Origin of the sequence: Mycolicibacterium rutilum, assembly GCF_900108565.1 — a bacterium.
In the GTDB taxonomy this organism is placed as follows: domain Bacteria; phylum Actinomycetota; class Actinomycetes; order Mycobacteriales; family Mycobacteriaceae; genus Mycobacterium; species Mycobacterium rutilum.
Genome location: NZ_LT629971.1, coordinates 1,295,639 through 1,316,821, shown reverse-complemented (window position 1 = coordinate 1,316,821; position 21,183 = coordinate 1,295,639). Strand labels below are relative to the sequence as shown.

The 21,183-nt window shown below is 61.1% G+C and carries 20 protein-coding genes; 13 read left to right on the top strand and 7 right to left on the bottom strand.

Features of this window, described 5'->3' with window-relative positions:
- The first annotated feature begins 94 nt into the window (after nucleotides 1-94).
- Complete coding sequence (locus tag BLW81_RS06325; RefSeq protein WP_083406461.1) at nucleotides 95-751, top strand: DUF305 domain-containing protein; 657 nt, start codon at nucleotides 95-97, stop codon at nucleotides 749-751.
- A gap of 42 nt (nucleotides 752-793) precedes the next feature.
- Here BLW81_RS06325 and BLW81_RS06320 read toward each other — a convergent pair whose 3' ends face one another.
- Together BLW81_RS06320 and BLW81_RS06315 are read right to left on the bottom strand one after the other, a co-directional pair.
- The gene (locus tag BLW81_RS06320; protein WP_083406460.1) at nucleotides 794-1,951 is read right to left on the bottom strand and encodes a sensor histidine kinase; all 1,158 of its coding nucleotides are present in this window, start codon (nucleotides 1,949-1,951) and stop codon (nucleotides 794-796) included.
- Nucleotides 1,948-2,700, bottom strand: coding sequence for a response regulator (locus tag BLW81_RS06315; RefSeq protein ID WP_066811022.1), 753 nt, complete (start codon nucleotides 2,698-2,700; stop codon nucleotides 1,948-1,950). The genes BLW81_RS06320 and BLW81_RS06315 overlap by 4 nt, the downstream gene beginning before the upstream one ends.
- Before the next feature lie 924 nt (nucleotides 2,701-3,624).
- On the opposite strand from BLW81_RS06315, the gene BLW81_RS06305 reads away from it, so the two are divergent.
- Nucleotides 3,625-4,473 carry a M56 family metallopeptidase gene (locus BLW81_RS06305; RefSeq protein WP_233151533.1) on the top strand — a complete coding sequence of 283 codons (849 nt, stop codon included), beginning with the start codon at nucleotides 3,625-3,627 and terminating at the stop codon, nucleotides 4,471-4,473.
- Nucleotides 4,474-4,675: 202 nt separating this feature from the next.
- On the top strand, nucleotides 4,676-5,365 hold the full coding sequence (locus BLW81_RS06300; RefSeq protein ID WP_233151532.1) for a winged helix-turn-helix transcriptional regulator: 690 nt from the start codon (nucleotides 4,676-4,678) through the stop codon (nucleotides 5,363-5,365).
- A 55-nt stretch (nucleotides 5,366-5,420) separates the two neighbouring features.
- Here the strand turns inward: BLW81_RS06300 and ripB are convergent, their stop codons facing one another.
- Entirely contained in the window at nucleotides 5,421-6,170 is a 750-nt protein-coding gene (gene ripB, locus BLW81_RS06295; RefSeq protein WP_083406459.1) for an NlpC/P60 family peptidoglycan endopeptidase RipB, read from the bottom strand.
- Between the two features lie 425 nt (nucleotides 6,171-6,595).
- Nucleotides 6,596-7,465: a L,D-transpeptidase gene (locus BLW81_RS06290; RefSeq protein ID WP_083406458.1), complete on the bottom strand. Its 870-nt coding sequence runs from the start codon at nucleotides 7,463-7,465 to the stop codon at nucleotides 6,596-6,598.
- Nucleotides 7,466-8,121: 656 nt separating this feature from the next.
- Here BLW81_RS06290 and BLW81_RS06285 point away from each other — a divergent pair.
- The 4 genes from BLW81_RS06285 (at nucleotide 8,122) to BLW81_RS06270 (ending at nucleotide 11,896) form a co-directional block, all read left to right on the top strand.
- Nucleotides 8,122-8,802, top strand: coding sequence for a DUF4396 domain-containing protein (locus tag BLW81_RS06285; RefSeq protein ID WP_233151515.1), 681 nt, complete (start codon nucleotides 8,122-8,124; stop codon nucleotides 8,800-8,802).
- 199 nt (nucleotides 8,803-9,001) lie between these two features.
- Nucleotides 9,002-9,415, top strand: a complete 414-nt coding sequence (gene lpqS, locus BLW81_RS06280; protein ID WP_083406457.1) for a putative copper homeostasis (lipo)protein LpqS — start codon at nucleotides 9,002-9,004, stop codon at nucleotides 9,413-9,415.
- 112 nt (nucleotides 9,416-9,527) lie between these two features.
- Nucleotides 9,528-10,637 (top strand): PLP-dependent cysteine synthase family protein, encoded by a 1,110-nt coding sequence (locus tag BLW81_RS06275; RefSeq protein WP_066811013.1) that lies wholly within the window; start codon nucleotides 9,528-9,530, stop codon nucleotides 10,635-10,637.
- Nucleotides 10,634-11,896, top strand: a complete 1,263-nt coding sequence (locus BLW81_RS06270) for an MDR family MFS transporter (protein WP_066811010.1) — start codon at nucleotides 10,634-10,636, stop codon at nucleotides 11,894-11,896. Before BLW81_RS06275 ends, BLW81_RS06270 begins: the two co-directional genes overlap by 4 nt.
- Nucleotides 11,897-11,975: 79 nt before the next feature.
- Here BLW81_RS06270 and BLW81_RS29865 read toward each other — a convergent pair whose 3' ends face one another.
- Nucleotides 11,976-12,233 (bottom strand): rhodanese-like domain-containing protein, encoded by a 258-nt coding sequence (locus BLW81_RS29865; RefSeq protein ID WP_235631313.1) that lies wholly within the window; start codon nucleotides 12,231-12,233, stop codon nucleotides 11,976-11,978.
- Nucleotides 12,234-12,590: 357 nt separating this feature from the next.
- Here BLW81_RS29865 and BLW81_RS06260 point away from each other — a divergent pair, with 357 nt between their 5' ends.
- Nucleotides 12,591-13,304: a DUF1326 domain-containing protein gene (locus BLW81_RS06260; protein WP_083406455.1), complete on the top strand. Its 714-nt coding sequence runs from the start codon at nucleotides 12,591-12,593 to the stop codon at nucleotides 13,302-13,304.
- The gene (locus tag BLW81_RS06255) at nucleotides 13,297-14,052 is read left to right on the top strand and encodes an MPT63 family protein (RefSeq protein WP_083406454.1); all 756 of its coding nucleotides are present in this window, start codon (nucleotides 13,297-13,299) and stop codon (nucleotides 14,050-14,052) included. Before BLW81_RS06260 ends, BLW81_RS06255 begins: the two co-directional genes overlap by 8 nt.
- 26 nt (nucleotides 14,053-14,078) lie before the next feature.
- Here BLW81_RS06255 and BLW81_RS06250 read toward each other — a convergent pair whose 3' ends face one another.
- Nucleotides 14,079-14,780, bottom strand: coding sequence for a hypothetical protein (locus BLW81_RS06250; RefSeq protein ID WP_233151513.1), 702 nt, complete (start codon nucleotides 14,778-14,780; stop codon nucleotides 14,079-14,081).
- 250 nt (nucleotides 14,781-15,030) lie between these two features.
- Nucleotides 15,031-15,498, bottom strand: a complete 468-nt coding sequence (locus tag BLW81_RS06245; RefSeq protein ID WP_233151512.1) for a hypothetical protein — start codon at nucleotides 15,496-15,498, stop codon at nucleotides 15,031-15,033.
- A gap of 384 nt (nucleotides 15,499-15,882) precedes the next feature.
- Between BLW81_RS06245 and BLW81_RS06240 the strand changes: the two genes are divergently transcribed.
- The 4 genes from BLW81_RS06240 to BLW81_RS06220 all read left to right on the top strand — a co-directional run bounded on the left by BLW81_RS06240 (nucleotide 15,883) and on the right by BLW81_RS06220 (nucleotide 21,179).
- The gene (locus BLW81_RS06240) at nucleotides 15,883-16,080 is read left to right on the top strand and encodes a hypothetical protein (protein ID WP_066811003.1); all 198 of its coding nucleotides are present in this window, start codon (nucleotides 15,883-15,885) and stop codon (nucleotides 16,078-16,080) included.
- Between the two features lie 401 nt (nucleotides 16,081-16,481).
- Nucleotides 16,482-17,456 (top strand): hypothetical protein, encoded by a 975-nt coding sequence (locus tag BLW81_RS06230; RefSeq protein ID WP_157897612.1) that lies wholly within the window; start codon nucleotides 16,482-16,484, stop codon nucleotides 17,454-17,456.
- Nucleotides 17,457-17,634: 178 nt separating this feature from the next.
- Nucleotides 17,635-19,473 carry an ATP-dependent nuclease gene (locus BLW81_RS06225; protein ID WP_066810999.1) on the top strand — a complete coding sequence of 613 codons (1,839 nt, stop codon included), beginning with the start codon at nucleotides 17,635-17,637 and terminating at the stop codon, nucleotides 19,471-19,473.
- Entirely contained in the window at nucleotides 19,470-21,179 is a 1,710-nt protein-coding gene (locus BLW81_RS06220) for a UvrD-helicase domain-containing protein (RefSeq protein WP_083406451.1), read from the top strand. The genes BLW81_RS06225 and BLW81_RS06220 overlap by 4 nt, the downstream gene beginning before the upstream one ends.
- Nucleotides 21,180-21,183 lie beyond the last annotated feature (4 nt).

Here is a 21,183-nt window from a genome sequence, read left to right as displayed (position 1 = left end):
CACCCATACATGGGGTCCTGAGGCTGAACTGAGGCGGCGAGAGTGCTCGCCGCGCTGATGCGTGATGTCACGAAGTTGTGAGGAAGGATGTGCCATGCAGCACAGGCGAAATGGATTGAGGCTCGCGGCTTTGGTGGCGGCGGCCCTGTTGGTAGGAGCCTGTTCGAACACCGGAACAGACTCTGCGCCAGCGGCCAGCCCTACCTCGGCGGAAGCGTCGGTCTCACCCAGTGCGGCCGGCAGCGTCGCTACCCATAATGACGCCGATGTGAGGTTCGCTCAAGGAATGATTCCCCATCACCTGCAGGCGATCGAGATGAGCGACATTCTTCTCGGTAAACAAGGCATCGACCCCGAGGTTGTGTCGCTGGCAAACGAGATCAAGAACGCGCAGGCTCCCGAGATCGAGCAAATGCAGGGATGGCTCCGGGAGTGGGAAGTCTCTTCCACACCTACGCCGAGCGGCACTGGCATGCCCGGCCAGGGCATGCCCGGACATCAGATGCCTGGTATGAGTGGCGGGCACGGCATGATGTCGGATGCCGATATGGCCGCGCTGCAGAACGCGCAGGGCGCCGAGGCCAGCCGGCTTTTTCTGATGCAGATGATTGAGCACCATAAGGGCGCGATCATGATGGCGCAGCAGGAAATTGACAATGGTCAGTTCCCCGCGGCGATGGAGATGGCGCGCAACATTGTGTCGTCTCAGCAAGCAGAAATCGACACCATGCAGGGAATGCTGGACAAGTGACCAATCCCAAGTGGGCTGGGCGGGATCGCGTTGATGTGCGGTTTATCCGAGATTCTGTTGAGATTGCGCGATGGGCAGGTCGACGGTGAATACTGCACCAGCGTCGAGTCCAGCGCTGGCTGCGACTATTGAACCGCCGTGAGCCTCGACCAGCGCCTTAGCGATCGCGAGCCCTAAACCGGCGCCGCCGTGTTCACGATCGCGGGCGGTGTCTGCGCGATAGAACCGATCGAACACTCTCCTGAGGTGCTCTGCTGGGATTCCCTCGCCTGTGTCGGAGACAGTGATCTGGAGCCGACCGCCGTCCCGGACACAGCTCAGCTCGACAGAGCCGCCGAATGGCGTGTGCCGCAACGCGTTTTGCAGCAGATTGCCAATGACCTGGGCCAGTCGTTGCTCGTCTGCCCACAGCCGCGGTAGTCCCTCCTGGACGCGAACAAGCAGCGCCACTCCTTTCTTGCTGTAGCTTTCCTGCGCAGCGACGACGCACTGGCGCGTTAAGCGGTCGACATCAATGTTCGCGTAGGACATCGAAACCGAGCTTTCTTCGGCGTTTGCGAGGGCGGCGACGTCATCGGAGAATCGCACAAGCCGCCGGGTTTGGTCGCGCAGCATGGCGGCTGTCTGCGGCGTCAGAGTGCGGATGCCATCTTCGAGCGCCTCGATGTATGCCTCCAACACAGCGACTGGTGTCCGGATCTCATGCGCTAAGTCTCCGAACAACCGCTGCCGCGACGAATCAACAGCCTGAAGCCGGGAAGCCATCTGATTGAAGGCGGACGAGAGGGCATCGAAGTCGTCGCCGAGGCCCGGCGGCGACACCCGAATGTCATAGTTGCCCTGCGCGACATTGGTTGCAGCGGAAGCGACCTCGGCGATGGACCGCTGGAGCCGTCGACTGATGTAGAAACTGACAGCCAGTGCGGCCAGTATGGACACCGCCAAGGCGCCTCCGAGGGAGATCACCGTTGCGTAGCCGTAGGCTTCTTCGGCGTGAACTTCCTCCGGGGAGTCCATCGGCACCCCTGCGCGATGCAAATGCTCACGAAACAGGGGAGGGCCGACGACGGCGGCCACTACCAAGGTTGTCGCGGCCCCGGCCGCGAGCACAATGGCTTGGGCTGCCAGGAGCCTCAGGCCGATGCCGGGGCGGCCACCTCGTCGAAATGGGCGCAGCATTGACGTAGCCGGGGGACTCATTTTCCGGACCCCATCCGGTAACCCACGCCTCGGACAGTGGCGATGTAGCGCGGGCGAGTTGCGACGTCGCCGAGTTTGCGCCGCAGGTGCCCGATGTGGACGTCAACGAGGTGCTCGTTACCGACCCAGGGTCCGTCACGCACGATTTCGAGAAGTTGGCGACGGGTCAGCACGATGCCCGGCCGACCTGAAAGAGCTTCGAGAATGTCGAACTCTGTGCGAGTCAACAGGATCTGTTCGTCGCCGATGCGTACCTCACGGGCGGCGACGTCGATGCTCAGCGCGCCGAAGCAGCGTGGTGGCCTCACGTCAAGTTCGGCGCGTGCAGTGACCGACTGCAGGACACGCGGCCGCCGCAACATGGCGCGAATGCGCGCTACCAACTCGCGCGGGCTGAAAGGTTTGGTGATGTAGTCGTCGGCGCCGACACTGAGGCCGAGGACTGTATCGAGTTCGGTGTCGCGAGCGGTGAGCATGACGACGTAAGCGTCAGAGAATGTGCGCAGCTGCCGGCAGACCTCCAGCCCATCGATGCCGGGAAGACCGAGATCAAGGATGACGACATCAGGATCAAGGTCGCGGGCGACGGCGATCGCGTCGACGCCGTTGCCCGCCACGACGGCTTCGAACTGTTCGCGTTCCAAATAACTGGCGACCACTTCGGCTAGGGGAAGCTCGTCGTCGACGACGAGCGCGCGGTAACCGTTTGCCTGCTCAGGCGGTGTGCCCGGGTGGTGCTCCATGCCCATATGGTGCCCGCTGATGCGGCCGCGGTGACGTGCCACCGTCGGAGAGCCTCGATCTTCAGCAGATCTTTACCAGACTCATACCGATTGCAACCTGCGGCGGGGTGACGCTGGACGCCGAGGAGGCGAGATATGCGTTGGATGACTGTCGTGTGCGCGAACAGTGTCGGGTCGGAAGTGTGGCTCATTCTGAGTGTCGTTGTCGTTGTGCTGTGGGCTGCGGCTATCGCCGGAGCAATGGCGTTACTTGGCGCTTCGCCGTGGCCGCGCCGTTCCGAGCGGCCGGACTCTGCGCAGGAATCTGTTGGAACTGCCGCGCCGGTGCGGACTGACCGGTAGAGCGGTGCACTCACCGTGGCCCCGCTGCCAGATGTCAGCACTCGATCAAGCTGGTGACGTACGGCGTCGCGCCGGATCGGCCGTGTCTTTTCAGAAGGAACGAGATCATTCGGCCGAACGGCGGACCTTGAAAAGGACGGCAGACATTTCCAAAGCGATGATCACACGTTGGGTGTGGCGAATCGACGGTTTATCCAAGCCGGCCGCTACATTTGGGGGCTGGGGTCACACGGCGACTGGGCGAACTCGTCGGGGAGATCAGGAGTGGCACGCAAATGGACAGCGACAACGAAAACTCGGCGACCTCGAAGCGTTGGGCATGAACTGCCTGTGGATTCGCATGGAGCCCGTCACGGTGCTCCATCTCGTCGACGAGATTTCACGACACCGCCAGGTCGCTCGCACCACCGTGATGTGACTGTGGCCAATCTGTATCGCAAGCCCTGGACGAAGAAGAGTGCTGACCACTGACCACTTGGTCCCACCGAGGGCGGTTCTGTGTATGGAACGACGATGATGACAACGGCGGTGTGGCTACTCCTCTACGGCGCTACGCTCGCATGGTTGGCTCCGCCCATTCTTGGGCGGATGACCGCTTCCGGCATCAGCCCCCGCATGGGCGCCGCCGCATGGATAGCCGCGGTGGCCGCGGCGCTGGTGACATGGCTGGTTGCGCTCGCGCTCGCCATCGGAGCGACGGCAGACAGCGTTCACACAGGCGCGGTCGTGACGCTGTGTCTGGAACTGTTCGGCTTCTCCGATCACACGCGTATGGCCGGCCCTATCGGGTTACTTACCCTCATCGTGGCTGCAACGTTGACGTTGGGGCTTGTCGCGCTTCGTGTTTGCCGGTGCATATCTCGCCTACGCGCGCGAAGTCACGAGCATGCGCAGGCCGCGCGGATCATCGGCCGGCCCACCGGTCACCCGAACGTCGTCATGGTGGAAGACGACCGTCCGGCCGCCTACTGCGTCGTCGGACGCCCCAACGCAATCGTCGTCACCTCAGCGGCACTCAGGTCGTTAAGCCGGTCTGAGCTGAAAGCGGTCCTTGCCCATGAAAACGCCCACATTTCTGGGCGTCACCACTACATTCTCATGGTGCTGCGTGCCGTGGCGCTCACACTTCCGCGACTACCTCTCTTCGCCCGGGCTGAGCGCTGTGTGGCGGAGCTGCTGGAGATGTGCGCTGATGACACCGCGGCACGTCGGGTGGGTACCCGACCTCTGCTCACCGGCTTGATCGCTTTGGCCGGACACCAACCCGTTGCGTACGACGGCCTCGCCGCGGCGGCGACGGCGGTCGTCACTCGCGCGCAGCGGTTGGTCACTCCTACACGCAGTCACGTGCAATGGCGCCATCGCATCTGTTTGGCCGCCATGATTTGCGCAGTGGTTGCCGCGCCTACCCTTTTTCAAGTGCTCTGCCACCACTAGACATTCGAAGGCTGCCGAGGCTCGCAGCAGGCGGATGAACGTCGACATATCAGCCTCAATCATCAACTACTGATCTACGTAGTAGATACATAGATCGTGATACGCTAAGGCTCCCAGTAACCATGTAGGTGACGCAGTTAAACGATGCCCCACATCGGCGAAGGAGACTGTCACGACCATCGATTCACACCCCGGAGTCCGAGTGGACGGTGACGCACGTCCGGTGGTGGCCGCCGGCCGAATCCGCGTCTTGCTCGTTGAGCCGCGGCGCATCTACGCCGACATTCTGGCCCACAAGATGCGCGCCGATGATTTCGTCGTTGCTGTCGCATGCTCAGAAGCCGCAGCACTCAGTGCACTGCGCGAGTATGACCCCGACGTGGTGGTGGTGTGCGTGGGCGAGCAGGGTGCTGCTGTTCTGGATCGGGTTCGCCAGGCGGCAGGCGGTGGTGTCGTCGCGCTTGCTGACGCAGAGATCGCGCCACTAATGTCACGTGCTGGAGTGGTCGCCATTGGGCACTGCGAGACGCTGAGCGCACGAATTCGGCGCGCCCTCAGACACATTCGCCTCTACGGTGAGATCGGCGACACGCGGCGACGCCGCATTGACGACCTCGTGGTCGACGTGGCCGCCCGGCGTGCGTTCCGAAGCGGAGGCGCCATATCGCTTACTCGGATCGAGTTTGCGATCCTTCAGGCTTTGTCTGACAATCCGGGCGAGCCCGTGACCTGCCGACGCCTTGAGGAGATCGTGTGGGGCTCTCCGCATTCTGGCGGTCGTTCCGCTCTGGGAGTGCACATCGGAAATCTTCGCCGAAAGCTGGGCGACGACCCGACATGTCCGCGCTACGTCCGCACGGTCCGCGGCATCGGCTATTGTTTACTCGGATAGCTCATCACGCGGCGGCCTGAATTGCGTTGCGAGCTAGCGAATTTGGGCGCTGCAACTAGCTCTCGATAATTCGAACGACGTAGGGTGTCATTCCCGCCGTACGTACGGGTGAGACCTTGATGGGAACGCCTGTCTGTTGGGCCTCAATCATCTGTCCCCCGCCCAAGTAGATCGCCTCATGCTGACTTCCGCCGGGCCCCCAGAACAATAGGTCGCCGCGCTTGGCTTGAGAGGGAGGCACCTTTCTGCCAGCGTTGTACTGATCGCCCGACCATCGTGGCAGCAGTACACCGACGCCGGCGAACGCAAAACGTGTCAAACCAGAGCAGTCGAATCCGACGGTGCCTGCTCCCTGGTCGACACCGCGGCTCGGGCCGTTCAGGCTGCCGCCTCCCCAGGAGTAGGGAACGCCGATCTGCGTTCCGGCCCTGCGAATGACGTATTCGATTGCCTGGGCACCGTACAACCTATTGCCGCGAACGGTCATTTGAGGACTAGCCGTGGGACTGGCAATTCCGAGGCTGCTAAGAAAGCTGCGCCCTAAGTCGACCGCTGTCTGAGTTGCGGCGGCCGTTGCCTGTAGCGACGCATTGGCGATGGCTACCGGATCGCCGGGCGCTCCCGCGCTCGGCAGCTTTGGCAGTAGTGGATCCCATTGCCCGGCGGTCGGTTCGGCGGATGCCGCTGGGGTGCACGCGAGGAATAGCGACGCGACAACAGTGAGGACCACGCTAGCGGCGCGCCGAAAATCGATCCGGGAAGGGCAGGCGCGCTTTGAGCGCACGCCACGGGCAGTAGGTCCCATGTTGAATCTTTCTTCCGGCGGTCGAAGCGGCGGGCCGCGGGCTGCCAAACCTTGGATCTGGCGACGGTTCGCATTGAGTAGCAACCACGTACGTAGCGAGTACGTAGATCAGCGTAGCTCACAAATGCATCATTAGTAACACCGGCAACATAATTACAAGGCTGGAATTCGCGGGCTGCAGGTGGCAGTGAAAGCGCATCAAGCGCGCTGTGCACGTGTGCGGGGCCAACTGCTTCGGATGCAATAACGTCCAGGGCATGGCCGGAGCCTCTTGCAATGGCCCGCCCACGCGACCTAATTGGTGCTGGCCGACATCATCGTCGGTGGATAACGATCCGACCGAAGACAAGGGCTGTTTTCGGACGTTATCCCAAGGCGCCGGTTGCAACGACGACACAATTCTCTGTAGCAGCGTTGAGGCCTCGTCAGCGGGGGATTACGCGAGGAACTTCAACTCCGTTTTCCGGCGCGGGTACCGATCGAGGAACTTCTATGCTGTTCTCCTGCACGATTATCGGGTCACCGATGTTGACCGTGTTGAAGTACCATTCGGCATCCTCAGGGCTGAGGCTGATACACCCGTGGCTGACGTTCTCATAGCCGAGCGAATTGATCGCCCACGGAGCTGAATGCACGAAGAGGCCACGTCTGGTGAAACGGACGGCGTATTCCACGTCGAGTAGATAACCGTCGGGCGAGTCGACGGGGATGCCGACGCTGCTCGAATCCATCACCACGTCGCGCTCTTTCGCCAAGACGGTGTAGGTACCTACGGGTGTGGGGTACTCAGGGCGACCCATCGAAGCTGGGAACACGCCCGGCTTTCCCCAGTTGGGACGGTGGTGTGGCGCTGGGAGCACGGCCGCCTCCACGCCGTCGATAGTCACGGTGAATGTGTGATCCGCGGTCTTGGCAACGCCGACCACAGCGGGACCCGTCGCGAAGTTCGTCTTCATCCCGCCCACAGATAGCGCTATCGCGCTGTTAGCAGGCCAGAATTGATTGGGAACCCATTGAACGACGTTGTCTGCGAGCCAGTCGAATTCACCGGTCATCGCGGGCGACGAAGTGATGTCGAGGGCACGTTCGGTTGCGCGCCTGTCGGAGACTGGCCCGCCGAAGGTCACGACCACGGGGTGTGCGACGCCAACGACCGCGTCCCGCGTCGGTGAAACAGACGCGATGCTATTCCCCGACGGCTGCTTCGTTGCCGCGATGCTTGTATCGACCGGACCCATGACCACACTCGCAGGAATCGTGATCGCGGCAAGAACATACCGAACAACCCCACGCATCGTCTCGGGCTCCCTCGAAATTTCGACTGTGTCAATTGATGCTATGGGTGGCGCAGCGAATGAATACGCAAGGGCGTGTTAGCAATTCGATCAAGTGTCCGTCACGGTTTGGCTACAGCGAGTAACAGCAGTGGTGCTGACACGGAAAATCTCCGGGCAAAAGGCCGACCTCCCAAAGATCCCACGCCCCTGTGAAACAGGGGTAGTCACAGATCCGGCAGTACCCCTCAGGGACTTGCAAGTGGTCATCTCCCTCCCGGGTGACAGGCACGGCTCAGCCCGCCTCAGAAGCGTGGCCGATTGCCGCGCACGCTCCCAGAACCTTTGATTCGAAGCACCTTCAGCAGCCTGGTGGCGGCGCCCCGGGTAGGCGCGAGGGTACTCATCGAGGGGGGGAGTCCTTGCATCATATACCCCTGTGGGGTATACAGGCGATTACCCCTGGGGGGTGTACGGGAATCGGAGGAGCAAGATCAGGTCTGCATGGGCGCTGCCGGCGACATCCACCAACTCGGCACCGCAAACACCACGGTTCACGACGATTCGGGTTGCTCAAACACGCAATGGGAATACGCCGTTCACGGGCTATTACCTGGAGGGACCTCATCGATCAGCCAATACCGCCACACCTTCCACAGTCAACTCTGGAGTACGACATGACCGTCCACACTCACGACCACGAACCCAGTGGTCATACTCATCAAGAACACGATGGCAGCACAAACACGATGGCCCTCAGCGCGACGCTGCACTGCCTGACCGGGTGTGCCATCGGCGAGATCGTCGGCCTGATCATCGGCACCGCTTTGGGCTTAAGCAACGTGGGCACGATTGCGCTGGCCGTTGGGTTGGCCTTCTTATTCGGCTACACCCTTTCAACCATGCCGCTGCTGCGCGCGGGTCTCGCACTGGGGACAGCACTGAGTGTGGTGCTGGCCGCCGACACGCTGTCGATCCTGACGATGGAGATCGTCGACAACGCCGTCATGGCGGTCATACCCGGCGCCATGAACGCGGGCCTGGTGAATCCGGTCTTCTGGGTGGGCATGATAATCGCGCTCGGGGCCGCCTTCGTCGCTGCCTACCCGGTGAACCGCTACCTGCTGGGCAGGGGCAAAGGACATGCGCTGACGCACCAGTATCACCACGGCGCCAGCGCGCCGACGGGGGCGAGGCGGTACATCCCCGCTTTCAGTACCGCCACCCTTGTCGCCGCGATCACCGCATTCATGCTGGGTGGCTTGGTGGTGTCGCTCGCCGACCAGCTGACACGCCCTGACACCGAGTCTGGGCATTCAACATCGGCGATAGGCGCGACGGGGCATGATCTGACATGACGAGGCGCCGATGACCATGTTGGCGAATGCACAGTGTTCTGCTGCGGTTGCCCGCCTGCACTCGTCGGGTTCGATGCAACGAGCGTCCGGATCGACGCACCGTCGCTGGCGACGGCCCTATCGCGGCGCGGTAACGACTATGCGTCGAGTTCGTGGGCGCCGAACCGACGCGCGATCCGCTGCTACATTTGGCACCATTGTGAACAGCAACGTGGGCTTTCTCGGGACGCGAACCCGCGCATTGATTGCGCTGGTGCTGGCGTCTTGGGTCGTCGTTGTTGCCGCTGAGTGGGCGTTGCCAATAGGAGACCAGCCCTCTGCTCACGGGCCGCATGCCCTGTCTTCTGACCTTCTTCCCGACCATTCCGTGGTCATTGAGCATCCGCATATCAGCGATGGATCGGTGCCGCTACTGCCGGACACAGTCGCCGAGGGAGTGCTGCCGCGCACATCGACCATACTGATCGCGTTGGGGCTGATCGCCGCTTTGGCCGTCGCGGCTTCACTATGGAGTCAATCGACACTGGCTGTGGTGCGTGGTCCGCCACGGCCGCTAGCGACAGTTATTTCCGGTCGGGTGAGGCTCACCCGGCTGTGTATCGCACGCTGCTGATCCGGTGGCGCCAGACCACGCTGCCTCGCTGCGGCGGGGTCGGTGACCGCCGTCCCTTTCAGCTGCTGCGCGCCGGACGGCGCGCCGCTCGAAGCAGAAGCGATGTACTTCCATGAATCACGCCCTGTCCGTTCGCAACCTTGAACTTCACAACCCTCGACAGCGATGCCTCGGCCGTTATGACCGGCCCGGCACAATGGTCGGCCACACACCGGTGCTGCGCATCGCCGAGCCCTTCACCTCGCCCGGTCGAGGTTTCTGGGCCAAGCTCGAAGGCTTCAACCCCGGCGGGATGAAAGACCGCCCGGCGATGTACATGGTGGAACGAGCGCGCGCCACCGGTGCCCTGCGCCCCGATGGCCGGATCGTCGAATCAACAAGCGGAACACTGGGATTGGGCCTGGCACTGGCCGGAACCGTGCACCACCACCCCGTCACGCTCGTGACCGATCCTGGAATGGAACCGATCATTCAGCGGATGTTGACGGCCTACGGCGCCGAGGTCGACTTGGTGACCGAACCGCACCCCGAAGGCGGCTGGCAGCAGGCGCGACGGGACCGGGTGATGCAGATCCTCGCCACCGACGAATCCGCCTGGTATCCCGATCAGTACAACAACCCCGACAACGTCGACGCATACCGCGGGCTTGCTCTCGAGGTGCAGGCGCAACTCGGCCACATCGACTTACTGGTGTGCTCGGTCGGCACCGGGGGGCACTCGGCCGGCGTGGCTCGCGTGCTGCGGGAATTCAATCCCCACATGCAACTGATCGGTGTCGACACGGTGGGCTCCACGATCTTCGGTCAACCGGCAACCGCACGACTGATGCGCGGGCTGGGGTCGAGCATCTATCCACGCAACGTGGACTACGACGCCTTCACCGAAGTCCACTGGGTCGCCCCGGCCGAAGCCGTCTGGGCATGCCGCACGCTGGCCGCCACCCACTACGCCAGCGGCGGATGGAGCGTGGGCGCCGTTGCCCTGGTCGCCGGCTGGGCGGCGCAGACCCGCCCCGAAGACACAACGATCGCCGCGATCTTCCCGGACGGCCCGCAACGCTACTTCGACACCATCTACAACGACGACTACTGCCGCAAGCACAATCTCCATGACATAGCGCCGCCCGCTGAGCCGGCGCTCATCGATGACCCCACACAGCATGTGGTGGACTCCTGGACACGGTGCCCCAGGGTGGTAGATCCGGTCAAGGCACCGCGATGACGGGCTTCCTCACCGAATTCCGCAGTTTCGGATGGCCGAGCCGGCTGCTGATGATCAATCAGTTCGGCATCAACCTTGGCTTCTACATGTTGATGCCGTATCTGGCCGGCTACCTCGCCGGGCCGCTCGGGCTGGCCGCATGGGCCATCGGTCTGGTGCTGGGCGTGCGCAACTTCTCCCAGCAGGGCATGTTCATCATCGGCGGCACATTGGCCGATCGCATCGGATACAAGCCGCTCATCGTTGCCGGCTGCCTGCTGCGCACCGCGGGATTCGGGCTTCTGGTGATTGCCGATTCGCTGCCGGCAATGGTGATCGCTTCAGCAGCAACGGGTTTCGCCGGAGCATTGTTCAACCCAGCGGTGCGCGCCTATCTTGCCGCCGAGGCCGGCCCACGCCGGGTCGAAGCCTTCGCGTTGTTCAACATCTTCTACCAAGGAGGGATCCTCGCCGGTCCGCTCGTGGGACTGGCGCTGATGGCGCTCGACTTCCGCATCGCCGCCGCGGCCGCTGCGGGGGTTTTCGCAGCTTTGACCGTCGCGCAACTTTTCGCTCTGCCACAACGCAAGGCCTCTCCGACCGAACATGGCACGTCGGTGCTCGACGACTGGCGCACTGTACTGGCCAACCGCTCATTCCTGCTGTTCGCCGTGGCGATGATCGGCTCCTACGTGCTGTCCTTTCAGGTCTATCTGGCGCTGCCGCTGCACGCCAAGAACCTGGTGCCCAATGCTGAAACCGCCGTAGTGGCAGGCGTATTCGTCATCTCCGGCCTGATCGCCGTCGCTGGTCAGCTCAGGATCACCCGATGGTTCGCTAAGTGGTGGGGACCAGGACACTCACTGGTGATCGGTATGCTGGTCCTCGCGGCGTCATTCATACCCATGGCCGTGCTGCCCGATGATCGGCGTGCCGGCCAAATCGCCGCCATCAGTGCGCTTCTCGTCGGCGCTGCGGTGCTTGCCATCGGATCGGCTGCGGTGTTCCCGTTCGAAATGGACACCGTCGTCTCACTGGCCGGTGGCCGGCTCGTCGGCACACATTACGGCTTCTACAACACCATCGTCGGAATCGGCATCCTCGTCGGCAACCTCGCCACCGGAACGCTCATGCAAAAAGCTTCCGACGCCGGGATGCCCGAGCTGACGTGGATCGGATTGGTCGTCATCGGCCTGATCGCGGCGCTCACCCTGTACCGCCTAGACCGCGCCGGCCGGCTACAGGCACCAAAGTCCCTCGATGCAATGACTCCTGCGTAATAGTCTGCGCGGCTATCACGTTGATACCGGCCTGAACGTCGGGGTCTACCCGGTGGTAGCCCCGAGTGCTCGACCGTCATCAGATGCCGACCAATTCGCGGCCGTCGGCTTGCCAAGCGCGCATGCCCCCGCGAAGTTCGACGACATCGGTGTAGCCGAGATCGCGAAGCGTCTCCGCCGCGGTCGCACTCATTGGCCCAGACCGACAATAGATCGCCAACCCGGTGTCACGATTGGCTGGCAGCCAACCAGCCTGTGCGGTGATCTGATCGAACGGTATCGACAGGTCCGTGCCCGGGATGTCGCCCTCAAATGGCACATGGACGTTCACCGTCACCCGATCAGGCTCAGCGATCACCGCGGCGAACTCGCCGGGATCTACCAACCGGGCCGCACCCGAGGCCGGGGCCTGCGACGTCGGCGCTGCAGGTGCGGGCGGGGATGGGCCGTCCGATGCACACGCGGTTAGGGCAAGCGCGCCGACTGCTGCCAGAACTGCTGCAAGCAGCCGGGACGCCGACCCGGTCCTCACCGCACGTCGAAGCGAGGTTTGTGACCCCTCGACACGCCTGGGGCACACCGATTCACTCATGACATAAATATACCCCCTGGGGGTACTTGTGGAGAAGCGCTCATGGGGATATGGTCAACCCGCCCGATACCCCCATGGGGTATACAACGAAAGGTTTGAACGATGAAAACAATCTCGACAACCACCGACTGGCATCTGCGTGGTGACTGGTTCGACGTGTGTAGCTGCAAGCTGCCCTGCCCATGCACCTTCGCTCAAGAGCCCACCCACGGTGACTGCCTGTTCACCCTCGTATGGCATATCCGGGCAGGCCACTTCGGTCCGGTAGATCTGGGGGGACTCAACGTCGTTTCCCTCGGGGAGTTCACCGGCAACATGTGGGTCGGCGATCCCAACGCCATGATGAAGCTGATGTTCTACATTGATGCCGACGCCGACGCCGCCCAGCGTGAGGCCCTAGAGCGCATCTTTACCGGACAGGAAGGCGGCTGGCCAGCCGAATTCGCAAGCCTGATCGCGGATTTGCGCGGCATCGAGTACGCGCCGATTACCTTCGATGCAGCAGATGACCTGGCCTACTGGCGCGCCGAAATCCCCGGCAAGGTCGATGTCCGCGTCGCAGCGCTAACCGGACCCACCTCTGATCTCAACCGTCGCGTGACCACCGCCAACCCGCCGGGCGCCGAGGTCGGTCCCGGCCAGGTCGCCACGTGGGGGGTCGTCGAGCGCGATCACGCTGTCGGGTTCGAGTGGTCGCGCGACTATCAAGGCGCCTCCAGCAAGCACTTCCCGTTCGACTGGCGGCCGGACGGCAACGGAGCGGGCCAACAGGAATTCAGCAGCAGTGCGGCGGCGCCATGCACGTGTCATGCCTGAACCGTTCGGGCCTCGCGTGGGTCTCGCCCATTCGCCGACTCGCTCTTCGCGCCTCTCGCGCCCCATCGAGGCGCCACCATCCGAAATCAACACTCATCTACTATCCCAGTACGTAGTATTAAGCGAGCTGTCCGCGCCTGATTTTGTGCTGCTCGCCAATTCTCTTGAAAGGAGAGGTTGCTTGCGACTCCTAACAGTGCTCACCGCGACGCTCGCCGCCGCATTCGTCGCTGGAGCAATAGCGTTCGCTGCCCCAGCGGCCGCCACGAAGCATTGCCCCCATAAATTCGGTTCAGCGCAACAGATCGTCGATGCCGGGGGTGCGGTAGTCCAGGAGTGGACTGTGGCCGACCTTCAGAAGTCGGCGACTATCCTGCCGGGATATACCCCGCGGGGTCAGCTCTGGGAAAGCTCGGCGACAGTGCGCGCAGTCACCGGCACCGTTACACCCATCATCCCCAACCTGTACGCCGTTCCAATCGACGGTCAGCGGCACCCCGTCCTGTGGCAGATCGCAACCCCGGAAGGGCTGCCCGCCACCACACTGGCACAAGGCCAAAGCTCTACCGGCAAGGTCTATTTCGACATCGTGGGGGCAGATCCGATGGCTGTACTCTATGCCGACGGAAACGGCCGCCACTTAATGTGGTGCTGCGACCAAGCCATGCAGATGCCGATGTCGATGGACAAATGCCCGATGTGCGCCGCTATGGAAATGCCGTGCCCGCACTGTCGCGATCGGATGTAGCTGCTTTTGCTGTGCGGCTGGATCACTCACTCGCTGTGGTGGTGATCCTCCGCGGTTTTATCTGATAGTTCCGTCGCCGGAGCGGGGTGTTCGACCGGGGCCGGAGAATCGCTTTTCGGAGCCGCCTCCACCACGGGTATAGCGGCAGGAGTTGGAACACCGCTATGGCTGCCCGCATGGTCACTAGCCGACGGATGGTCGCTCTGCTCCGCCTCACTCGACCCGTGGTGGTCGAGCAGCACCCCTGACGCTGCCCCCAGCGTCGCTGCGATGGTAACGACGGCACTGGCGCCGCCCAGGATGATCGCGTTTCCGAATCGCGATATCGGATCGGCGCGTTCGACGCGATACCACCCCCAGCCGGCCCCCATGACGACATAACACTCAAGTAGGAGAGCGCAAAGACCTGCAGTATCAACCGCTTCTGACTGTCCCGAGTGCGGGCCAAAGGGTACGCCCGCGGTCCGCGACATCACCCAGAGCGCCGCCGCAGCGACATTGGCCAGGATGCCTGCGGCGAACACTGCCGGCATCGGGCGTCGCGACACCAGGAATGCCCACAACACTTGAAACATCGCGATGGAGGCGAAAAACACTCCGGATTGCGTCCACGCTTGCCAATGTGTGGGCATGACCGCGAAGTGAATTATCGCCGCGCCGAAGGATGAGATCGCCGCCAGGCGGATAGCCGGCCTGCCGTCAGTCTTCGTCCCTGCTCTCGAGGTCACTCGAGAATGATGGCACTGTGGGCCCAGTCGTTGGGGAAGAGACATCACTTCTCAATAGCAATGAGATGCCACTGTCACTGTCCTCGGGGGAGATGCGGTCGGACAGGCGTGTCTTGGCAAAGAGGCTTGTGCATTCGACCTCCGCGGTCTGCCGAATGAGCGGCGTTGACCGTTCTCAGAATCGTCCTGGTATCAATGCATCCACGGCAACATCGGCGGTTGTGATGACGGCCGAAGTGGCGCGGCGGTGCTAGTGGTTGTCGAGGAGAACGAGGGTATGAGCCAAGCCGCTGTCGACGAAATATGCGCGGCATGTGAAGGGAGTTTTGATTGTGCCTCCGAAGTCGTTCTTCGCGTCGACAACGCCCGAAACATTCCAAACTCGTATGCGGGAATGATCAACCCCTTTGAGAGGCTCGTCCAGTAGCGAAAAGAGATCGCGGCTGCCCGCGTCGAGCTGACTAAGCTCCGTTTGCACTTTTGTTAGCTGTGCAGTCGATGGTGATATCAATCGATTGAGAGTTTCGGTTTCGCAGCGCTTCTGTGCCTTTTCTCTTTCCGACTCATCACGGTCATCAGAACCACCGAGACCGAAAACAGTTGTCGTGACAGCGATTACGCCGACAATCAACGCGCAGCCGACCGCCGCGATCCACCACCACCGCCGTGCATTCTTGCCGGGACGGCCATCGTGTCCTTGCCTATGGCGGCTCATCATAGCGTCACGCGAATCGCACGAGCTGAGATGTCATTGCGAAACCGCCCGTATCCACTCTTGACGTAAAACGTTCTGTGGCTGTCGATAAATGCCGGCACCGCCAGTGTGATCGGCCGCTTCGTTTTGGCGCATGGCCACCTGGTCCCACATAGTCTCCAATCCTCCGTGGATCCGCGATGCTACTCGGCACTATTGCGTCCGCGCGGTGTCGGCACCCGTGCGTCTCGGCCAGCGGCGGCGAAAAATTCCGAGTGTTGTCGGCGTGCAGGCGCGAACCGGGCAATGCTGGCGTACCCGACATAAGGCGACATTTATCGGCTCGATCCGGCGGTGCCGAAGTCACATTAGAGTGACTGGATCTTCGAACAACAGGAGCGTGGGCGCGTGACCGACGACGAGGTGGACCCTGCCGACGCTAGCGATCATCTGCCTGAGGCGGCCGACGTTTTCGACGGACCCGAGGATCCTGAGCGGGCTGCGGACCGAGACCGAATCGCGGACGAACTGTTGGATCCTGGCAGCGGGCGGGCCAAACGGATCAACGTCGTCCTCGTGAGTTACGTCGCTGTACGGAGTGATTAGTCGCGGTGGTCGCGCTTTCGGTGAACGGTGCGTGATGAGGCTGCGGCGGCGAGCAGGGTTCGTAGTTCGGGATTGGACCAGTACTCGTACTGAGCGTCAGCAACGAGCTGAGCAGGCTGAAGAAGAATGCTGCCATCCGCGTTGTGCCGCAAAAGGAACCGGCTATTCGGGTGGCCTGGCAGAGTGATGCGTCCGCGGTGGTCTGTCTCAACGAACTCGGAGTCGGGCACTTCTGGATTGTAGGGGCCCCGCCAGCGGACCGATGACTTTCGTAAGTTGACCCGACGGGATCGGGTGTTATCGGTAGGTGGCGTAGCTGAAGTAAGCAGAGCGGCCGCTCTGCTTACCGCTCCAGGCAGTTTTCCGACCGCCCAGACATTTCGTGAGCGTAGCATTACGGCGTGAGTCCCCCGCTCAATGTAATGTCGGCCGCACTGAGGCTGGTTTATCCTCCAATTTCCAATCAGGAGGCCGAATGGGTGAAATCAGACAAGGCGGCGGAGTCGGTGCTGCGCCAAAGCGATTTCTACCTCATGGCTACCCGTCATGAGGTCAGATTTCACGGTTGCCGCGTGGAAGATTCTGGGAACGTGCATATTTTCATTGATGGTGGAGAAGGCCTTTACGATGAAGTTATCCTCGAACCATTCGTCATTGCCAAGAGCTTCGAAGGCTTCGATCCGGAAGAATTAGTTGTTGACCTAGGGCCCAAGATTATCAAATTCTACGTTGAAGGTGACGTGGACATCGACGAAAACACCGAACCCCTTGAGTGGTTCTCCACCGAAAAGCTGATATTTGATCGCAGCCGAAACCTTCCTGGCATACACGCATTCGAGCGGTATCGAGAGTTCGCAACCTACAATTTACTTTACGTCGGTATCGCGAAGGCTTCGGACACGTTTGACCGGCTTTTCGAAGGCGCGCATCATGCGCGCCAAAAGATATTATCGAATGAGCATCCGCATAGAATCGGCGCTAGAGTCAGCGACGAGCTCATTCTTTTTCCGTTTGAGCTGGTACCAACCGTAATTCGCGAGGTCGGCACCGCCCCCGCTTTTGAGGGAGGCCAAGTCTCGAGGCATCACCATAAGGTGATAGTCGCAGACGCAGAGAAAGCGTTCATTCATTTGTTAAAACCAGAGTACAACGTAACTCAGTACGCAGACTACCCGCGCAGCTCTGATGGCCTATACGGCGCCAGCTATCAGAGTTACGGATTCTATGTGGAAGAAAACTTGATATTCGTAACGAAGAATCAAATCCTACATGGGCACTTAGATCATCGGCGGGCAGACGTGCTGGAGATCGCCGGCGACATCGTCCGATTGCGTAAGAGTACTGGCACGCACTCGCAGAACGATCTATGCCGTTGACGGTGTGCGTGACGGTCGCTCCCGCTGCAGCAGTAACCGGACACTTCATCGAACAGGTCCAATCGAGGGGGCTGGATGCGAGAATGAGACGGGGGGAACTTCCATTGAACCTTTACTTGGCCGTTGGTGTCTCACGACTGATACAGCTACCCGCAGATGTACGTATGCGAGCTTTGTCATGAAGGTTTCCTCTCTGCGCATCGGCAACTTTCGCGGTATTGAGTCCGGTGAGATTGCCTTCACGCCGCACACTCTGCTCGTCGGGGGGAATAACGTTGGCAAATCGACTGTGTGCGAAGCCCTGGACCTTGTACTGGGCCCCGAGCGCTTGTTCCGTCGGCCCGTCATCGATGAGCATGATTTCCACTGCGGCCAGTACGTCGATCCGGAAGGCACGCCCATCGAAATGCGGATCGATGTCGTGCTCACCGACTTGAGCGCAGAAGAGGCACGCAGGTTCGGCGATCAGCATCTGCGCCTCTGGGACTACAGAACTCGCCGGTTCATCGATGATGAACCCGGTGGAGCGGCCCGTGCAAACGACGAAGGGGTGGGGTGGGGTCTTCCTGTTTGCTTCATCGGCCGCTACGACAAGGAAGAAGACGACTTCATTGGTGACACGTTCTTCGCTCATCCCGAGGTGGTTGCGGATGACACCGACTCGGAGCGGCTTTCGGCATTGGGTGGAGGGCTATCCTCGTTTCGTCGTCACCATAAGCGGCTGGCCGGGTACGTATACCTACGTGCGTTACGTACGGGTACGCGTGCGCTAAGTTTGCAGCGCGGTTCGCTCCTCGACACGATCCTGCACCTTGGCGGTGAAGGGTCGGCGGAAATGTGGCAGGAAACTCTTGATCACCTGTCGTCACTTGAGCCCGCCATCGGGGACATCCCGCAACTGCAAGCGGTCCGCGAAAGTCTGCGGGAACGTCTGGGGCGCTTCGTAAATCTTGCCGCTGGACAGGACTCAACGGCCTTCTTTGCGTCTGACCTGACGCGGCAACATTTGCGGGAGGTTGTACGGCTGTTTATTGCTACGCAGCCGAGCAATCATCCCGTGCCTTACCTGCGCCAGGGCACCGGGTCCATCAACCTGCTCGTCTTCGCGCTCTTAACGATCATCGCCGACCTGAAGGACACGCACTCGGTGATTTTTGCGATGGAGGAGCCTGAGATCGCGCTGCCGCCGCATACACAGCGTCGCGTCACCCGTTACGTCCTGCAACAGATGGGCCAATCGATCGTCACATCGCACTCGGGGCCCGTGATCGAACAGTTCGGTCCTGAAAGCATTGTGATGGTGCATCGCGACGGGGCGAAGCTCATTGGCGCGCCGATCAATCTCGAGAAGATCAAACCCAAGACATACTCGACCAACCGGCGCCAATTCGCGGAAAGCATTCTGGCCCGTGGCGTGCTTGTCGTCGAGGGGTCGACCGAAGCAGTCGTCTTCCCGGCCGTATCAACTGTGCTTGAGCGGGTACGCCCCGGCTATACCCATTTGGACTTCTCGGGTGTATCGATCTTTACCTGCAATGGCGACGGGGATGTCGATCGGTACGGCCCGATATTCAAAGCGCTCGGGAAGAATGTCTACGGCGCTTGCGACAAGCCGAGCGGGCCAACTCCCACCGACGCATTGGCCAATCGTGCGCAGTTTGATCACTTCTGGGAATCCTCCGAGAAGGGAATCGAGCTTGTGCTTACGAAAGGTATTCCATCAGACATCCTTCGAAATTTCCTCGCCGACGTATCGACGAGAGCGGACTATCCCTCATCTCATCCCTACAGTCCCGGTATCCCCGATGAGGACGTGCCCGCTCTGGCGGGCAAAGTCTTGAAGGCACGAAAAGGCGAGGCGTACGCCTACGCAGCTGTTCTGATAGGCCACTGCAAGACCGAAGCGGACCTGCCCAGTGATTTGGTCGATGTACTGGTCGCAATCGACATTCACATGGCGGCCCAGCCCGAGGTGGTGCCGGAGGAGCAGGGTGCGAATGAGCCCGATGAAGTATGACGTTTGATCTCAGTGACGTAGCCCGCGCCGCCATCGAGCACGACGGACGCGTCATGGTCTATGGGGGACCCGGGTCCGGAAAGACAACGCTGTCTTTGCTGAAGGCGAAGCGGATCATCCCGTTGTTGGCGACTGCGCAAGAGATCCTGTTTCTCAGCTTCTCCCGTGCCGCCGTACGTCAGGTCATGATGCGGTGTCGAGATGTACTGACTAGCGAAGAGCGGCAGTGGATTTCGGTGCAGACATATCACGCCTTTTGTCTCGATCTTCTCCGCGGGCACGGTCGACTTCTGACTGGCCGGCCAACGCGAATACTATTTCCCGACCGGGAGAAGGTTGCAAAGGCCGGCTTTGATGGAGATTGGAGTCGAGAGCGCGAGCGCCTCGCCAAGGACGAGGGGCTATTCGCTTTCGACTGTTTTGCCGATGGAGCCTCACGTCTTATAAATGACGTTGGCAAGGTCGCCGAGCTCGTGGCGGACAGATATCCCACCATCATTTTCGACGAGTTCCAAGACACAACCGACGCGCAGTGGACTCTCGTGCAGGGTCTCGCCGTTCGAAGTAACGTCGTCATCCTCGCTGATCCTGATCAGCGAATCTTTGAGTACGACGACAACATCGATCCTCATCGGTTGGACCAGGTCAAAGAAGCGCTTGCTCCCGCAGTCTTCGACCTCGGTGGGGACAATCATCGAAGTCCCGACGCCGGCATTCTAGATTTTGCTGACGCGGTGCTCCATAACCGGCGCCTCCCGGACACTGCCGATGTCCAAGTGCTGACCGTATGGCAGTCAGCGCTTGAATCGACGACGCATGCGGCAGTCGGTTGGCTCTTCTCGAAGCTCCGCAAGCAAGGAATTCCAAGCCCGAGCGTCGCGGTGCTGTGCCGCGCTAACGGCCTTGTTGCTGATGTATCGCAGTGGCTTTCAACTTCGAGGACGTACAACGGAAGCATGCTGAAACCCATTCGGCACGACGTCCTTTGGGATGTAGAACTGTCCGCAGCGGCAGCGCAGGTCGTTGCGTCTGTTTTGGAGTGGCCTCTGCGGCAACACGACGAAGGCGTCGTTAACACGCTGCGGTTGATTGCACGATACTTTGAAGTGAAGAGCGCGATTAGCAATAGTCCGATCGCGAGCGCCCTCGCATCTAGAGATAGCTACTTAGCTAATGCCGCAACCCTTCTCGACGGCGGAAAGTTACGTTTACGAGCGGCCAAACACTTATACGAGCGCAATGCGAGTGGCATCGTCTTTGTGGGCAATCCTGTCGTCGATTGGCGAACGGCCAGAGATGTGCTGGTAGGTCCGCCAGCACTCCGGGAGATAGTGCAGGCGGCTCGATTCATCCGAATGTTCGGAGCCACCGACGAAATCGGCGGACGTCTTTCGGAACAATGGGATCAGACTGGTAGCTATGGCGATGCGGCAGGTCTTGTTCGTCGAGCCCTTGACCAAGGCCGACTTGCGACTGAATTCCGCGACCCGCAGGGCTGCATTCTCATGAACATACACAAATCGAAGGGCAAGGAGTTCGACGGTGTCGCAATCGTCGAGAAGCCCTATACGGGAGTATTTTTCAGTGACCGGGAGGATCCTCCGCACCTAGCAAGTCGAAGGTTGCTTCGCGTCGCCCTCACTCGCGCCCGTCATCAAGTAGTCTTCGTGCGGCCCAACTCCGCAGCCCCTTTAGTCAATCCATAATCGG

Excerpts from the sequence above, each read along its gene's own strand:
- BLW81_RS06260 (WP_083406455.1), top strand. The coding sequence starts at position 12,591 with ATGAAAACAATCTCGACAACCACCGACTGGCATCTGCGTGGTGACTGG.
- BLW81_RS06245 (WP_233151512.1), bottom strand. The coding sequence starts at position 15,498 with ATGATGAGCCGCCATAGGCAAGGACACGATGGCCGTCCCGGCAAGAAT.
- BLW81_RS06320 (WP_083406460.1), bottom strand. The coding sequence starts at position 1,951 with ATGAGTCCCCCGGCTACGTCAATGCTGCGCCCATTTCGACGAGGTGGC.
- ripB (WP_083406459.1), bottom strand. The coding sequence starts at position 6,170 with ATGGGACCTACTGCCCGTGGCGTGCGCTCAAAGCGCGCCTGCCCTTCC.
- BLW81_RS06315 (WP_066811022.1), bottom strand. The coding sequence starts at position 2,700 with ATGGGCATGGAGCACCACCCGGGCACACCGCCTGAGCAGGCAAACGGT.
- BLW81_RS06285 (WP_233151515.1), top strand. The coding sequence starts at position 8,122 with ATGACCGTCCACACTCACGACCACGAACCCAGTGGTCATACTCATCAA.
- BLW81_RS06290 (WP_083406458.1), bottom strand. The coding sequence starts at position 7,465 with ATGCGTGGGGTTGTTCGGTATGTTCTTGCCGCGATCACGATTCCTGCG.
- BLW81_RS06270 (WP_066811010.1), top strand. The coding sequence starts at position 10,634 with ATGACGGGCTTCCTCACCGAATTCCGCAGTTTCGGATGGCCGAGCCGG.
- BLW81_RS06255 (WP_083406454.1), top strand. The coding sequence starts at position 13,297 with ATGCCTGAACCGTTCGGGCCTCGCGTGGGTCTCGCCCATTCGCCGACT.
- BLW81_RS06305 (WP_233151533.1), top strand. The coding sequence starts at position 3,625 with ATGACCGCTTCCGGCATCAGCCCCCGCATGGGCGCCGCCGCATGGATA.
- BLW81_RS06325 (WP_083406461.1), top strand. The coding sequence starts at position 95 with ATGCAGCACAGGCGAAATGGATTGAGGCTCGCGGCTTTGGTGGCGGCG.
- BLW81_RS06225 (WP_066810999.1), top strand. The coding sequence starts at position 17,635 with ATGAAGGTTTCCTCTCTGCGCATCGGCAACTTTCGCGGTATTGAGTCC.
- BLW81_RS06220 (WP_083406451.1), top strand. The coding sequence starts at position 19,470 with ATGACGTTTGATCTCAGTGACGTAGCCCGCGCCGCCATCGAGCACGAC.
- BLW81_RS06275 (WP_066811013.1), top strand. The coding sequence starts at position 9,528 with ATGAATCACGCCCTGTCCGTTCGCAACCTTGAACTTCACAACCCTCGA.